Raw genomic sequence first — 15,318 nt, forward strand, 5'->3', positions numbered from 1 at the left:
CCGGTTCTTTCAGCCCCCCGCGGGCCCGCCGGGCGGGGGGTCGTCGGCGAGGAGGGTCCCGGCCAGCGTGCGGCAGGCGTCCAGGACGCGGCCCGCGAGGGCCTCGTCGCGGACCGAACGGGCGAGGCCGAGGCCGCCGACGCAGAGGGCCAAAATCGCGAAGGCGCGATCGTCGGCCGGCGGGTCCTCGTCGGCCAGGCGGGCCGCGAGGCGGAGGACGACCGCCTCGAAGCTACGCTTGACGGGCTCGCCGGCGTGCGCGACCTCGGAGATCAGGGCCGCGAGCGGGCAGCCGTCCTCGTCCGCGAGCCGGTGCGACGGGCTCAGGTAGTACGCGACGAACGCCTCGGCCCAGGCGCGGCCCGACAGGCCGTCGAGCGCCCGATCGCGCCGCGCGTCGACCGAGTCGGCGGCCTGCGCGAGGGCGTCGGCCAGCAGGTCTTCCTTCGAGCCGAAGTGGGCGTAGAAGCCGCCGGGCGTGAGGCCGGCCTCGCCCATCACCGCGTCGACGCCCGTGGCGTGATATCCCCGACGGCGGAAGACCCGCCCGGCCGCCTCCAGGATCTTCGCCCGCGTCTTCGCCTTGTGATCCGCTGGGTATCGCATGGGGACCCTTCGTCCGGCCCCCGGGACACTTCGCCCCGGGGCCTCGCCCGCTATGTTAGGGCGCCCCCGGATTCCGTCAAGCGGGCGTCGGGTCAGAGCGGCTTCCCGCACTGGCCGCAGAACCGGGCCGCCTCGTCGTTGAGCGCCTTGCACGCCGGGCAGCGGACGCGGACGACCTCGACGGTCCGCTCGCCCGAGCCCAGGCGGTCGACGACCTGCTGCACCGCGGGGATCTCGTCGAGGACGTCGCCGAGCAGCCCCCCCCGCATCCGGGCCCAGGGCTCCAGGTCGCGGCGGGCCTGCTCGGGGTCGAGATGCAGCCCCGCGCCGGCCAGCCCCCGCGCCGCGACGCCGAGGACGACCCCGCCGCCGATCATCAGGCCCATCCCCCCGAACGCCCGGAACATCATGCTGCGGGCGCGGCCCGCGAAGTCGTCGAAGTCCCCGAAGTTCGCGGCGAAGCTGTAGAACGTCGAGGCGAAAAGCAAGGCGCCGACCAGGCCGACGGCCAGGCCCGCGTAGAACAGGGCCTTGCGCTCGGGCGGGATGTTCCGGACGGGGAGCGGGGGCTTCATCGGTACCTCGCGACGGGGAGGGCGGGGGAGGATCGCCGTCGGTGACGTCGCAGGGATTTTCGCACGAGCCGGGACGTTATTGAAAAGGCGCCGAACGGAGGTGGCCTCGGTCTCGCTCCTCAAGGCTTCAAGGGGCGAAGCTTTCGACCTTCCAGCCCTCGGAGGCCAGGAACTCGAGCAGGCCCGCGACGGTGAGAAACCGATGACGCTCGTCGCGGGTGTAGGTCGATTCGTCGAACTGGCCGCCCGCGGGGCATTCCTCGCAAGTGAGGACGTACGTGTCCTGGTGTTTCCAGGCGGTCGCCAGGCCTTCGCGACCGTCGACCGAATACAGCAGGTTATTCGCCTTGCCGGCTTCGAGGCGCGTGAGGAACGTTTCGAGGGTCATGGCGAGTCTCGGCCTGCGGACGGCGTTCGACGGCTTCCCTGCCGGTCCCCCTCGTCCGGCCCTGCCGGCCTCCTTCCCCCACGCGGGGGGAAGGCCGTCTACGGACCCTCCGGGCCGGGCTCAGGTCTTGGCGCGGGCGCGGGGCTTGGGCTTCGGCTTCTCGGGGTTGCGGGAGGAATCGGCCTCGCTGTCGGCGAGGTAGAGGAGGCGGCCGCAGCTCTTGCAGAAGGTGAGGGCGTCGCGGTTGATCAGCTCGTTGAGCATCTGGGTGGTGACGGCCGTATAGCAGCCGACGCAGGCGCCCCCCTCGACGGGGGCCAGGGCGTCGGCGCCGAGCTGGCGGACGACGCGGCGGTACTGCTCGCGCTGGTCGATCGGGATCGAGTCCTCGGCCCCGACGATGGCGGCCTCCAGCTCGGCGAGCTGCGCCTTCTGCGCGACGGCCAGGTCGGCGATCGTCTTCTTGAGCGCGTCGACCTCGTCGGAGAAGGCCTTGACCTCGGCCTCGGCCTTGGCGAACTCGGCGCCCTGGGCCTCGATGGTCTCGTAGCCTTGCAGGACCTGGTCCTCGTACTTGCCCATCGCGGTCGTGTCGTGGGCGATCTGGTTCTGGAGGGCCTTGTACTCCTCGTTCTTCTTGACGAGGTTCAGCTTGACCTTGAGGTCGTCGATCTTGGCCTGCGACGCCTGCAGCGCGTGCTCGTTCTTCTTGATGCCGACCTTGGCGTCCTGCAGGACCTTGCGGGCCTTCTCCAGGTCGGCGGTGCGGGCGGCGAGGGCCGCGGTGCGGGCGGCGAGGGTCTTGGGGCCCGATTGGAGCCGGTCGCGGATCGCCCGGGCGCGCTGGTGGAGGGTGTGGAGGTCGCGGAGGGCGTCGCTGGTCGCGCTCATGGTTCAGGTTCTCCGTCGGGTGAGGGAAACGGTGCGGCGGACCCGGCCCGGCCAAAAAAAAACCGCCGGTCGAGATCGACCGGCGGTTGTGGACCGCATCAACCGGTGCTTTCGAGGAACCCCTCGAGCTGCCGGCTTCGGACGGGATGCTGTAACTTGCGGACGGCCTTGGCCTCGATCTGTCTCACCCGCTCGCGGGTGACCTTGAAGATCCGGCCGACCTCTTCGAGCGTGTAGGTGTAGCCGTCGCCCAGGCCGTAGCGGAGCTTGATGATCTCGCGCTCGCGGTAGGTGAGGGTCTTCAGCACCTGGTCGATCTTGTCCTTGAGCATCTCCTGGGTGGCCGCGTTGATCGGGCTCTCGACGGCCTCGTCCTCGATGAAGTCGCCGAAGTAGCTGTCCTCGCTCTCGCCGACCGGGCGGTCGAGCGAGATCGGGTGCCGGCTGATCTTCATCACCCGCCGCGTCTCCTCGACGGAGATGTTGGCGGCCTTGGCCGTCTCCTCGATGGTCGGCTCGCGGCCCTTCTCCTGGAGGAGCTTCTTGGAGACGTTGCGGAGCTTGGACATCGTCTCGATCATGTGGACCGGGATGCGGATCGTCCGGGCCTGGTCGGCGATGGCGCGGGTGATGGCCTGGCGGATCCACCACGTGGCGTAGGTGCTGAACTTGTAGCCGCGGCGGTACTCGTACTTGTCGACGGCCCGCATCAGGCCGGTGTTCCCCTCCTGGATCAGGTCCAGGAACGAGAGGCCGCGGTTGCGGTACTTCTTGGCGATCGAGACCACCAGGCGGAGGTTGCCGCCGGACAGCTCGCGCTTGGCCTGCTCGTACTCCTTGAACCGCGAGTTCATGATCTCGACGCGGCGCCTGAGGCTCTTGGGGCTCTCGAGCGTGATCCGCATCAGGTCCTTGAGCTCCTTGACCAGGTTCGCGCGGTCTTCCTTGCCGGCGCGGCCGGCGCGGTGCTCGCGGAGCTGGAAGAGCAGCTCGTTCATCCGGACGGCGATCTGCTCCAGCCGCTTCATCAGGGGCTGGACCTTCTGGGTCCGGATCGACAGCTCCTCGACGAGGTTGACGGCCTTGAAGCGGCGGCGCTTCAGGTCGTTGATCAGCCCGGCGCGGGAGACGGGCTCGCGGTCGCGGACGAACGCCTTGAAGTCCCGGACGTTGCACTCCATCAGGTGGGTGAGCGTCGCCAGGTTGTGGGGCATCCGGCCGAGGATCTGGTCCTTCTCGAGGTTCTCGGTGACCGAGACCTTGACCGTGCGGTCGAACGGCAGCTCGCCCTCGGCGACCTTCTTGAGGACGTCGACGACCAGGGCCAGGGCGAAGTGGCACTCCAGGACCTTGCGGCGGAACTTCTTGCGGGTGACCTCGATCTTCTTGGCGAGGTTGATCTCCTGCTCGCGGGTGAGCAGGGGGATCTCGCCCATCTGGGTGAGGTACATGCGGACCGGGTCGTCGATCCGCCGCGAGATGTCTTCCAGCTCTTCGGGCGTGAGTTCGGCCTCTTCCTCGTCCGCGTCTTCGACGAGGTCTTCGGGCTCGTCGTCGAGGTCGCCGGAGGCGAGCAGGCGGGCCTCGGCCTCGTCTTCGTTGATGAGCTCGACGCCCATCTCGTCCAGGGTCTCGAGCAGGCCGTGGATGCGTTCGGGGCTCGTCGCGTCGTCGGGCAAAACGTCGTTCACCTGATCAAAAGTCAGGAAGCCACGTCGTTTGCCCAATTCGAGGAGAGCTTTGAGGCCCTCGTCCAGCTTGTCCATCATTCCTCCCTCACGCACGAAACGTCGGATCGGGACGCGTGGTCTTTTTATTCGAAGTCCCAGCCCGCTGGGTCAGTAGTCGACGATGTTCCAGTTGCAAGGCGCGGTAGGCGTCGGGTTCGGTCAGTCGGTCGGTCTCTTCGAGGGCCTGCCGCAGGTCGGCGAGGCGTGTCAGCCGCTCGCGTTCGGCGAGCTGGCCGAGCACCAGTTCAAGCCGTTCCCCCCAGGCCCCCGGGGGGAACTGGACGGCGTCCAGGGGTTGCAGTTCGGGTCGTTCCAGGCCGTCGTCCCTCAGGTCGCCCAGGTGCTCGACGACGGCCCGCGAGCGGGGGTCGTCGAGGCTGTCCTTGATCGCGTCGAAGCTGGGGATCTCGCCCTGGCCGTAGAGATCGTAGGCGGCGTCCAGGATCGCGCGGGCCGAAGAGTCTCGGAGCGAGGCCAGCGGGACCCGGGCGACGAGCAGGGCGACCGCGTCGGGCCGGCCGACGACGATGGCCGTCAGCTCGCGGTCGACCGGGTCCATCGCCCGCAGCAGGTCGGCGGCGGGCGGGATCGCCTCGGCCGGGCCCGGTCCGTCGGCCGCGGCGGCCTCGGGCCGGGGCCGGTCGGCCCCCTTCCGCTGCGAGGCCGCCCGCAGCTCGTGGAGCCGCCGCCGCAGCGAGGCCACCGGCAGCCGCAGGGCGTGGGCCAGCGAGTCGAGCGCCTTGCTCAGGGCCAGGTCCTGGATCGATCCCGGCCGCGACGGCACCCGGCCCAGGACGCCGAGCACCCATTCGGACGCCCGTCGCGAGCCCTCGATCGAATCCAGGTCGAACCGGGCCCGCGCCCGGTCGAGGACGAAGGCCAGCGGATCGAGCGCCTCGGCGGCCATCTTGCGGAATGCGTCGGCTCCTTCGCTCAAGAGGTAGTCGCAAGGATCGAGGCCCGACGGCAGCGACAGCACCCGCACGTCCAGCTCATGCCCCAGGAAGATCTCCAAGGCCCGCTCCGCCGCGGACTGCCCCGCCTCGTCGCCGTCGTAGACCAGGCACGCCCGGTCGGCCAGCCGCCGCAGCATCGGGACGTGTTCGTCGCCGAACGCGGTCCCCAACGTCGCCACGACGTTCTGCAGGCCCACCTGGTGCGCCGCCATCACGTCGGTATACCCTTCCATCACCGCGACCCAGCCCGCCTCGCGACAGGCCGACCTCGCGAGATCCGCGGCGTAGAGGATGCGACGCTTCTGGAACAAGGGCGACTCGGGGCTGTTAAGATATTTTGCGACACGAATCCCCCGAGACGAGGCCGCCCGCTCCGCTTCCGGCAAGATCCGCCCCCCGAACCCCACCGGCCGGCCCCGCTCGTCGTGAATGGGAAAGATCAGCCGACCCCGAAATCGGGCGTGAGCCTTGCCGGGCGCCTCTTCCGAAGAGACCGCCAATCCGGCCCGCTCCAGCCAATCCCGCGAGAACCCCTTCCGCCGCGCCTCCTCGAACAGCCAGTTGGGATCGTCCGGGGCGAACCCCAGATGAAACCGCGTCGCCGTCGCCGCCGTCAGCCCCCGCCCCGCGAGATACTCCCGGGGCGACTCGCGGCGGCCCAGGGCCTCCTCGAACAACCCCTGCGCCCAGGCCAGGACCGCCGTCAGCTCCGCCTTCGACGGCCCATCGGGCCGCGCGGCCGAGGGCGACGGGCCGTCCAGCGTGATCCCCGCCCGCTCCGCCAGCATCCGCAAGGCCTCTGGGAACTCCACCCGCTCGATCTTCTGCACGAACTCCAGGACGTCGCCCCCCACGCCGCAGACCCAGCACTTGAAAGTCTGCCGCTCGGGATTCACTTCCAACGACGGATTCCGGTCCTCGTGCCAGGGGCAGAGGGCCTTGTAACGCGAACCGGCCCGACGCAAAGGTAGGTATTCGCCCACCAACCCCACGATGTCCACCGCGTTTTTTATAGCGGCTTTCGTCGCATCGGATGGCCTGGGCACGGGATTCTCCTGATCGTTCCGGCGCGAGTCCGGATCCATGGTTCACGCCGTCGATCTCGGCGAGAATCGACGGCGTGCTCGCGCCTCTTGAGGGTTCGTGCCCATCGGTCGGCTGTCTGTGTTGACAACCGAATTATAGCCCACCCCCAAATAGCGTCAAGTTTTCGCAAAGCCCGGCCGACATCCCGACCATTCCTGTAACTCGGCATGGATTTAGCAGTTAGGGATGATCACTCGACTTACGATGTCTTATGGCCACGCGTACAGTCGCCGTCACGAAATGACGGCCCGTCCCCATTGCGCAACACTACCTCCCTTTCCAATTCGGGTGCCGTCGTCCCCCTGACGGTCCCAACTCGATGTCCTGCGAACCAGGTGTCCAAGTCAAGCCCCGGTTTTTCGAAAAAAGAACACCCCCGCGGCTCGGGGGCGTTCGAAGGTCGCGATCGTGCGGCTGGGCGCGATTCAGGGCTTGCCGAAGAGGGCCTCGTGCATGCCGGGCTGGGGACGGTCGTCCTCCACGTCCCAGTAATTGAAGCCGGCGTGCCAGTCCCACAGGGCCCAGCCGACGCCCGCCTTCTCGAGACGTTTGCGGAACTCGCGGTAATAATTCGCGCGCGACTCGGGATCGGCCTGCATGATGGCCCCGAACTCCCCGAGGTAGACCGGCCGGCCGTAGTGGTCCGACCATTCCTTGATCTGCGCGGCGGCCTTGTCCATGGCTTCCGGGCCGCACGGGTTCGACCCGGCCGGCGCGGTGTTGTAGTCGTGGACCCACGCCAGGAAGCCGGGGGTCAGGTGGAGCGACGGGTCGGGGACGAGCGGCGAGGCGGGGGGGCCGGGGAACTTGATCCCCTTCTGCTTCCCGTCGTCGCCGCGGTTCGTCCAGGACGCCCCCTGGTGCGAGAAGAAGAACGGGTCGTAGGAGTGGACGGTGACGAGGATGTTGTGGTCGTCGTCCGGCAGTCGCAGCGCGGGCAGCTCCGAGATCGAGTTCCAGCGCCCGGGGCCGACGACGATGAGACGGTCGGGATCGGCCTTGCGGATGATCTTGATCGCCTCGGCGAAGATCGGGTTGACGACCTCGGTCGTCCCGGCGTCCTTCGACTCGTTCAGCAGCTCGAACGCGAGCGTGTTCGGCCGCTTCGCGTAGTGCTCGGAGACCTGCCGCCAGATCGCCAGGAACTTGGCCTGCTGGCCCGCGGGGTCGGTCGTGAAATCGTCGAAGTGGTGGATGTTGATGAGCGCGGCGAGACCCTCGCGATCGGCCGCGTCGACGAAGTAGTCGACCTTCTTGAAGATGACCGGCGAGAGCTTGTATTCGGGGGCCGGTCCGGCGTAATGATGCCAGCCGATCGGAACGCGGATGTGGTCGAAGCCCTCGGCCTTGATCTTCTTGACGTCGTCGACGGTGTATTTCACGCCCCAGTTCTGCCCGGGGGCGACCTCCAGGCCATTGCCTAGGTTGGCCCCACGGAGGAATTTTTTGGCGTTCCGGTGTGCGGGGGTGTCGCGGCCGGCGACCCGCTTCATGTCCTGATAGCCTTCCGGCGTCCGGGCGAGCGCCTGGACGTGGACGACGACCGGGACGCCGGCGCGGACGGCGAGCCTGGTCGCGAGCGTCTGATCGTGCCAGGTCCGGCCGAAATGCGCGCCCGAAAGGGCCGGGACCGCCTTCGTCGCGGCCTCGACCTTCCCCGCGCCTTCCCACCCCTTTCGGGACTCGAACCCGCCATCGGCGGCGAGTTCCGCCCCTTCCACCCGGAGGTCGTCCCAGAGGATTTCCTGGCGGTAGACCCCGCCTTTGGGTGCCTGCTCCCACGGGCCCATCAGGGCCAGCGACACCGTTCCCGACTTCGCCGGGGTGAACGCGACGGCCAGGGGTCGCCAGCCCAGCCGGCCGAGCCCGAAGTTGACCGTGTAACCCGAACCCGCGCGATCGGCGGGGACCCAGTTCATCCGGCCGATCGAGCCGTCGCCGGCCACGACGCGACCCTTCTCGATCGGGAAGTCGGCCGTGAGGTCGAACCGGCCGCTGGTGGCGAGCCGGGCGGGGGCCTCGTCGTCGGCGCGGGCGGTGACGGCCGGGCCGGCGAGGAGGAAGGCGAGCGCCAGGGGGGCGTAACGATGGAAGCGAGACATCATGAAGGGGGACTCCCGGGGAGGAAGGGACGCCGGCGGGGCGGGTCCGACTTCATGAGGAAAGGGGGAGTCCGCCCGGTGGGCGTGTTCGGGACGAGGCGTTTGTCGCCTCAGCCGTCGGCGTCGCCGCCGAGTTCGCGCGTGATCTGCGAGGCCATCCGGCCCATCTCGTCGCCGGCGTACGCCTCGTGGGGCCAGGGCCAGTCCACGGGGTCGTTCTCGAAGCGCGGGATGACGTGCCAGTGGCAGTGGTCGATGGTCTGGCCGGCGACCCGGCCGCTGTTGACGATCAGGTTCGAACCGTCGGCCCCGGTCGCGGCGACCACCGCGCGGGTCAGCCGGGGGAGGAGAGAGCCGGCGTGGGCGGCCAACTCGTCGGGGAGGTCGCGGAGCTGGGGATGGTGGTCCCGGGGGACGACTAGGACGTGCCCCCTGGCGACCGGATTGACGTCGAGGATGACGATCGCGCGGTCGGTTTCGAGGACGCGGGCGGAGGGGATCTCGCCGTGGACGATCTTGCAGAAGAGGCAGTTCGGGTCGCGGCTCATGGTGCGGCGCTCCTGCTGGCAGGCGGAGCGGGTGCGGGGGGCGGGTCGGGCCGGGCCGGGCCCGAACCGCCCCCGTCGATCCCGAAGGGGGGGACGGCTCAGGACGCCGGGGCCTCGGCCGCCACGAGGGCGGGGCGGGCGGGGGCCTTGATCGTCTCGTTCTCGCCCAGGAGCATGATGACGGCCATCTCGGCGGCGTCGCCCTGGCGGACCTTGGCGAGCTTGTAGATGCGGGTGTAGCCGCCCGGGCGGCTGGCGAACCGGGGGCCGATCTCGTGGAACAGCTTGTAGGCGACCTGCTTGCTGTTCAGGACGGCCAGGCTGCGGCGGAACGGGTCGAGCTTGAAGCCCTGCTTGGCGAGGGTGATCAGCTTCTCGACGTAAGGCTGCAGTTCCTTGGCCTTGGGGACCGTCGTGGTGATCTTGCCGTGCTCCAGGAGCGCCGTGGCCAGGTTGCGCAGGAGCATGCGGCGGTGTTCGGGGGAACGCTTGAACTTGCGGCCGGCTTTCTTGTGACGCATGGCGGATTTCTTATCTGCTCGTGAGGGCTTCGTCGCTTCCGGCCCGGTCCCGCCCCGCGGGGGCGGGGGGCCGGACGTACGTCGCGGAAACCGGTCAGCTCTTGGGGGGGACGTTCATGCCCAGGTCGAGGCCGATCTCGTGGAGCTTGGCCCGGACCTCCTTGAGGGTGGTCTCGCCGAAGTTGCGGACGTTGAGGAGCTGGTCCTCGGAGCGGCTCACCAGGTGGCGGACCGTGGTGATCCCCTCGCTTTCGAGGCAGTTGGTGGCCCGGACGGAGAGCTCCAGCTCGGCGAGGCTCATGTCGAGCTTGCGTTCGAGCTCGGCGTCCAGCGGGGCGTACTGGTGGCCGTCGTAGGGGCCCGACTCGCTGGGGAGGCCGGGGCCCGGCTCGTTGTACTGGACGAACGGGTTCAGGTGCTTGCGGAGGATCTTGGCGGCCTCGACGAGCGCCATCTCGGGGCTGAGGACGCCGGTGGTCCAGATCCGCAGGATGAGCTTGTCGTAGTTGGTCCGCTGGCCGACGCGGGTGTTCTCGACGTGGTATTCGACCCGGTGGACCGGGCTGAAGCTGGAGTCGATCGGGATGATGCCGATCTCCAGGTCGTCGGTGTGGCCTTCCGCGGCGGTGCTGTAGCCCCGGCCGTTCTCGACGGTCATCTCCAGGTGGAAGGGGACGTCGTCGGTGAGCGTGCAGAGGATGTGGTCGGGGTTGATGATCTCGATCGACTCGTCGTGGAGGATGTCGGCGGCGGTGACGACCCCCCGGCGGTCGCGGTCGATGCGGATCGTCCGCGGGTGCTCGGAGTGGTTCTTGACCACCAGGAGCTTGATGTTGAGGACCAGGTCGGTGATGTCGTCGACCATGCCGGGGATCGACGAGAACTCGTGCTGGACCCCCTGGATCTTGATCTTGGTGATCGCGCTCCCCTCCAGGCTGGAGAGGAGGATCCGCCGCAGGCTGTTGCCGACGGTGTGGCCGAACCCGCGCTCGAAGGGCTCGACGTGGAACTCGCCGAAGGTGTCGGCGAGGCTGTCGCGGTTGCAGACGACGCGACTGGGCAGTTCGAGGCCGCGCCAACGGATACGCATCATGAATCCCCCTGGTGGTGCTCGCGCTCTGGGCCGGCCGCGATCAACGGCTCAACAACTCGACGATCAACTGGGGCGTCACCGGCAGGGTCACGTCCTGGACGGACGGCAGGCGGCTGACGCGGGCCTCGGGGGGGTCGGTGCTGATCCGGTCGAGCCAGTCGGGGACCGGCGGCAGGAAGTCGGCCTGCTGGTTCTCGAGGGCGAGGTTCCGCGAGTGCTCGCGGTTCTTGATCGAGATCTGGTCGCCGGGGCGGACGAGGTAGCTCGGGATGTCCACCTTCTTGCCGTTGACCAGGATGTGGCCGTGGCGGATGAACTGCCGCGACTGGGGCCGGCTGGCGGCGAACTGGAGGCGGGCGACGACGTTGTCGAGCCGACGCTCCAGGAGCGACATCAGGGCGTCGCCGGTGTTGCCCGTCTTGCGGTTGGCCTCGGCGTAGTACTTGCGGAACTGGCGCTCGAAGATGCCGTAGTAGCGCTTGACCTTCTGCTTCTCACGCAGCCGGATGGCGTATTCGCTGGCCTTGCCGCGGCGGAACTGGTGCATGCCCGGGACGCCGTCCCGGCGCACGATCGCGCACTTGTTGCTGTAGCACCGGGCCCCCTTGAGGAAGAGGTTGGTGCCCTCGCGGCGGCAGAGCCGGCAGACTGGTCCTGTATATCGTCCCATGGTAGATCCAGCGAACCTCGAACGTTTGGAATGACTCGTACGTATGCGGCGGGGGGCCCGTCTCCGGGACGCCGGGGCGGTCGGGCGGGGGGGCTCCGCCTCGCGGCGCGGCCGGGCGGCGCGGGGCGGTCAGACGCGGCGCTTCTTGGGGGGGCGGCAGCCGTTGTGGGGCAGCGGGGTGACGTCCTCGATCGCCTTGATCGACAGGCCCGAGGCCTGGATCGCGGTGATGGCGCTCTCGCGGCCGGAGCCGGGGCCCTTCACCTTCACCTCGACTTCCTTGACGCCGAACTTCGACGCCGACGCGGCGGCCGTCTCGGCGGCGCGCTGGGCGGCGAACGGCGTGCTCTTGCGGCTCCCCTTGAAGCCCACGGTCCCCGACGAGGCCCAGCAGAGGGCGTCGCCGTTGGGGTCGGTGATCGTCACCGTCGTGTTGTTGAACGTCGCCTTGATGTGCACCACCGCGCGGCTCACGTTCCGCCGCGTCTTCCGCTTCTTGGCCTTGGCCACGGGTCCTATGCTCCTCGTCTACCGAATTCGGATGTCCACCGCCCGCGGGTCGATCGACCCGCGCCCGCCCTCGCCGCTGCGATCGCCCCGCGGCCCCCGCCGGGGAGACCTCAGCGCATCTCCTTGACGCCCTTCTTGCCCGCGACCGTCTTCCGCGGGCCCTTGCGGGTCCGGGCGTTGGTCCGGGTCCGCTGGCCCCGCACGGGCAGGCCCTTGCGGTGCCGCAGGCCCCGGTAGCAGCCGATCTCGCGGAGCCGGCCGATATTCTGCTGGACCTGGCGGCGGAGCTGGCCTTCCACCGTGTACTCGTTGTCGAGCAGGGCCGCCAGCTTCGCCAGGTCGTCCTCGCTCAGGTCGCGGGCCCGCTTCTCGGGGTCGATCCCGCCGCGCTCGCAGAGTTGCTCCGCGAGGAACGGGCCGATCCCGTAGATGTAGCGCAGCGAGATCACCGTACGCTTGTCGTTGGGTATGTCCACGCCCAGGATACGAGGCATTCCATCAGTCTCCGTCGATCACGGCTGGTCTAGTCGGGGGATCGGCCGGACCGTCCCGGCGCGCCTCGGTTCGCCCGAGACGCGCCGCGGCGGTCAGCCCTGGCGTTGCTTGTGTCGGGGGTTGGAGCAGATCACCAGGACCTTGCCCTCCCGCCGCACGATCTTGCAGTTCTCGCAAATCCTCTTGACGCTCGATCGCACTTTCATGGCCGTCGCTGCTTTCCTGTCTGTTCCGTCTGTGTCTCGGTCGGCTTCCGGCCGGCTCGTCGCCCCGGCGGACCGGACGACGACGCCGAGGGGACGCGTGCCGCGCGCCCCGACGATTTCCTACGTTCGTCGTCGTACGGTCGTTCATCGGCCCGGGTCGATCGGGCGGGCCCGACCCGCGAGCGGCCCCGGGCCGGCCGACGACCGGAGGGGGCCGGAAACGACGCGGCTTCGAACGGCCGCGATTCCCGCGGCGGCCGCCCGAAGTCTCGATGAACGCCCTCGCCTCTCGACCCGTCGATCGCTGGAGCTTCAGGAAGCCCAGGCGCACTAAGGCCTGACGGGTCTTCAGGGGAATTCGACTATGCTAACGATCCTCCTCCACTTACGCAAGGGGCGTCAGGACCCCATTCGTCAAGATTATTTTGCGATGAATCCCGGGCCGTCCCGGCCGCCGCCCTCGCATCCGTTCCCCCGGCTCACGGCAGGGTGAGGACCTCGGGTCCGTCGGGGGTCATGGCGATCGTGTGCTCGAAGTGGGCGCTGGGGCGGCGGTCGCGGGTCTCGACGGTCCAGCCGTCGTCGAGGGTCCGGACGTCCTTGGTCCCCATCGCGACCATGGGCTCGACGGCCAGAACGACGCCCGGCTCGAGCCGGATGTCGTTCCTGCGGAGCGCCTTGCTGACGAAGTTCGGGACCTGCGGCTCCTCGTGCATGTCCTTGCCGATGCCGTGGCCCACGAACTTCTCGATGACGTAGAAGCCCTGGCTCTTGACGTACTGCTCCATGACCGCGGCGACCTCGGACCAGAGTCGGCAGCGGCCCATGGCCCGGACGGCCAGGTCGAGGGTCTCGGCGGTCACGGCCAGGAGCTTCTTGACGTCGGGGGCGACCTCGCCGACGGCCAGGGTCACGGCCGAGTCGCCGCACCAGCCGTTCAGCCGGCAGCCGGTGTCCACGGAGACGACGTCGCCCTCGCGGAGCGGCCGGCGGTTGGGGATGCCGTGGACGACGTGCTCGTTGACGCTGGAGCAGATGACGGCCGGGAAGGCCGGCTTCCCCTTGGTCGAGCAGGGGTAGCCCAGGAACAGGGGGGTGGCCCCGGCCTCGCGGAAGACGGCCGCCACGGCCTCGTCGAGGTCGGCGGTCGTCGCCCCCGGCACGGCGAGCCGGCGGGCGGCTTCCAGGGCCCGGTTGACGAGGCGGCCGGCCTCGCGCATCAGGGCGATCTCGCGGGGGCTCTTGAGCTGGATCACGGAACTCCCCCGGCCCGCCGAGGGGCCCGGTCCCGGCTTCGAGCCGCCCACTCCGTCCGGTCGCCGGACGGCTCCGGCGAGGAAGGACGGCGGCGAGGGGCGGCGGCCCGGTCCGCGGTGCGATGACACGATGCGCTGTCTCCCGGCGTCACTTGCGGTTCACGAGGCCCTTGTAGTTCCGCATGACGAGGTGGCTGTCGATCTTCTGCACGAGGTCGAGGCAGACGCTGACGACGATCAGGAGGCCCGTGCCGCCCAGGAACTGGGCGACGGTGAAGTCGACGTTCAGGCCGTTCTGGACCAGGGACGGGATCACGGCGACGAGCGACAGGAAGGCCGCCCCGACGTAGGTGATCCGCAGCATGACCTTCTCCAGGTACTCGGCCGTGCGCCGCCCCGGGCGGTATCCCGGGATGAAGCTGCCGTAGTCCTTCAGGTTCTCGGACATGTCCTTCGGGTTGAAGGTGATGGCCGTCCAGAAGTAGCAGAAGAAGTAGATCATGATGATGTTGCAGACCGTGTAGACGTAGCTCTGACGCTGGAAGGCGTCGGCCAGATCCTGGAACATGGTCGCGAAGAACGAGCCGATCGTCCAGGTCTCCGACCTCAACGACGCGGTCGCCCGCGCCACGCCGTTGAAGATCAGGGACGGGAAGATGAGCAGGCTGGAGGCGAAGATGATCGGCATGACGCCGGCCTGGTTCACCTTCAGCGGCAGGTACTGGCGGGTCCCGCCGAAGACCCGGCGGCCGCGGACGTGCTTCGCCGACTGGGTCGGGATCCGCCGCTGCGACTCGGTGATCGCGATCACGCCCACGACCACGGCCACGAATAAGCACGCCAGCAGGACGAGCGTGACGATGCCGTACTTGCCGGGCTCGGGGGTGAGCCGCGTCGTGGCGTTCTGCCAGAGCCCTTGCAGGGCCACCGGAAGCCGCGAGAGGATGCCCGCCATGATCAAGAGGCTGATGCCGTTGCCGATGCCGTACTCGTCGATCTGCTCGCCGATCCACATCAGGAAGACGGTCCCCGCCGTCATGATGCAGACGCTGACGAGGCCGTGCCAGACGTCGCGGTACTGTGGAAGCACCACGTTCATCTGGGGACTCATCATGTATTGCACCCAGAACGCGCTCTGCACCGCGCATAACACGACCGTGGCGTAGCGGGTGTATTCGTTGATCCGTTTGCGGCCGCTCTCGCCTTCCTTCATCATGGCTTCGAGCGAGGGGACGACGCTGCCCAGGAGCTGGAAGATGATCGACGCCGAGATGTACGGCATGATCCCCAGGCCGAAGATCGTGCTCATGCCGATCGACGTGCCGCCGAACATGGCCACGGTGCCGAAGATCTTGCCGGCGGCGTTGGTGTTGAGCTGCTCTTCCCAGTTGCGGAGCTGGGCCTGGTTGACGATCGGCAGCGGGACGTAGAACCCGATCCGGTAGATCGCCAAAAGCAGGGCGGTGAACAGGATCTTCCGCCGGAGTTCGGGGATCTTGAAGATGGTGATCAGCTTGTCCACGCGCGATCGCCTCCGCTGGGGCCTGGGTCGTCTCTCGGTTCAATCGGTGCGAGGGCCCGGCGGGTCCCCCGCGGGGCGTCGCCCCAGGTCTGATAGGACGGCCGCCGGCGCGTCGATCGCTGATCGGCGGGCCCGCGGCGATGGGTGAAGGAGCGTGGCCGGG

General features: G+C 68.9%; 16 protein-coding genes. All 16 read right to left on the bottom strand.

Features of this window, described 5'->3' with window-relative positions; genetic code table 11:
- Positions 1–9: 9 nt before the first annotated feature.
- Positions 10–606: a TetR/AcrR family transcriptional regulator gene (locus tag PZE19_RS25750; protein WP_277863471.1), complete on the bottom strand. Its 597-nt coding sequence runs from the start codon at positions 604–606 to the stop codon at positions 10–12.
- A 92-nt stretch (positions 607–698) separates the two neighbouring features.
- On the bottom strand, positions 699–1,181 hold the full coding sequence (locus PZE19_RS25755) for a zinc ribbon domain-containing protein (RefSeq protein WP_277863472.1): 483 nt from the start codon (positions 1,179–1,181) through the stop codon (positions 699–701).
- A gap of 127 nt (positions 1,182–1,308) precedes the next feature.
- Positions 1,309–1,569: a hypothetical protein gene (locus PZE19_RS25760; RefSeq protein ID WP_277863473.1), complete on the bottom strand. Its 261-nt coding sequence runs from the start codon at positions 1,567–1,569 to the stop codon at positions 1,309–1,311.
- A 120-nt stretch (positions 1,570–1,689) separates the two neighbouring features.
- Positions 1,690–2,460, bottom strand: coding sequence for a zinc ribbon domain-containing protein (locus tag PZE19_RS25765; RefSeq protein WP_277863474.1), 771 nt, complete (start codon positions 2,458–2,460; stop codon positions 1,690–1,692).
- A gap of 98 nt (positions 2,461–2,558) precedes the next feature.
- Complete coding sequence (gene rpoD / locus PZE19_RS32770) at positions 2,559–4,226, bottom strand: RNA polymerase sigma factor RpoD (protein ID WP_303652631.1); 1,668 nt, start codon at positions 4,224–4,226, stop codon at positions 2,559–2,561.
- A 10-nt stretch (positions 4,227–4,236) separates the two neighbouring features.
- Complete coding sequence (gene dnaG / locus PZE19_RS25780) at positions 4,237–6,231, bottom strand: DNA primase (protein WP_277863475.1); 1,995 nt, start codon at positions 6,229–6,231, stop codon at positions 4,237–4,239.
- A gap of 426 nt (positions 6,232–6,657) precedes the next feature.
- Entirely contained in the window at positions 6,658–8,337 is a 1,680-nt protein-coding gene (locus PZE19_RS25785; RefSeq protein ID WP_277863476.1) for a glycoside hydrolase family 5 protein, read from the bottom strand.
- Between the two features lie 107 nt (positions 8,338–8,444).
- Positions 8,445–8,882: an HIT family protein gene (locus PZE19_RS25790; protein ID WP_277863477.1), complete on the bottom strand. Its 438-nt coding sequence runs from the start codon at positions 8,880–8,882 to the stop codon at positions 8,445–8,447.
- Between the two features lie 98 nt (positions 8,883–8,980).
- A complete protein-coding gene (gene rplQ, locus PZE19_RS25795; protein ID WP_277863478.1) occupies positions 8,981–9,403 on the bottom strand; it encodes a 50S ribosomal protein L17 in 423 nt (140 codons plus the stop codon).
- A gap of 94 nt (positions 9,404–9,497) precedes the next feature.
- Positions 9,498–10,493 (bottom strand): DNA-directed RNA polymerase subunit alpha, encoded by a 996-nt coding sequence (locus PZE19_RS25800; RefSeq protein ID WP_303652868.1) that lies wholly within the window; start codon positions 10,491–10,493, stop codon positions 9,498–9,500.
- A 43-nt stretch (positions 10,494–10,536) separates the two neighbouring features.
- Complete coding sequence (gene rpsD / locus PZE19_RS25805; RefSeq protein WP_277863480.1) at positions 10,537–11,166, bottom strand: 30S ribosomal protein S4; 630 nt, start codon at positions 11,164–11,166, stop codon at positions 10,537–10,539.
- Positions 11,167–11,295: 129 nt separating this feature from the next.
- Complete coding sequence (rpsK, locus tag PZE19_RS25810; RefSeq protein WP_277863481.1) at positions 11,296–11,676, bottom strand: 30S ribosomal protein S11; 381 nt, start codon at positions 11,674–11,676, stop codon at positions 11,296–11,298.
- Between the two features lie 110 nt (positions 11,677–11,786).
- Positions 11,787–12,170 carry a 30S ribosomal protein S13 gene (gene rpsM / locus PZE19_RS25815; RefSeq protein WP_277863482.1) on the bottom strand — a complete coding sequence of 128 codons (384 nt, stop codon included), beginning with the start codon at positions 12,168–12,170 and terminating at the stop codon, positions 11,787–11,789.
- A 93-nt stretch (positions 12,171–12,263) separates the two neighbouring features.
- On the bottom strand, positions 12,264–12,377 hold the full coding sequence (rpmJ, locus tag PZE19_RS25820; RefSeq protein WP_165247416.1) for a 50S ribosomal protein L36: 114 nt from the start codon (positions 12,375–12,377) through the stop codon (positions 12,264–12,266).
- 479 nt (positions 12,378–12,856) lie between these two features.
- On the bottom strand, positions 12,857–13,633 hold the full coding sequence (map, locus tag PZE19_RS25825) for a type I methionyl aminopeptidase (RefSeq protein ID WP_277863483.1): 777 nt from the start codon (positions 13,631–13,633) through the stop codon (positions 12,857–12,859).
- Positions 13,634–13,781: 148 nt separating this feature from the next.
- The gene (gene secY / locus PZE19_RS25830; RefSeq protein WP_277863484.1) at positions 13,782–15,155 is read right to left on the bottom strand and encodes a preprotein translocase subunit SecY; all 1,374 of its coding nucleotides are present in this window, start codon (positions 15,153–15,155) and stop codon (positions 13,782–13,784) included.
- Positions 15,156–15,318: the final 163 nt, after the last annotated feature.

It is taken from the genome of Paludisphaera mucosa (genome assembly GCF_029589435.1).
Taxonomy (GTDB): domain Bacteria; phylum Planctomycetota; class Planctomycetia; order Isosphaerales; family Isosphaeraceae; genus Paludisphaera; species Paludisphaera mucosa.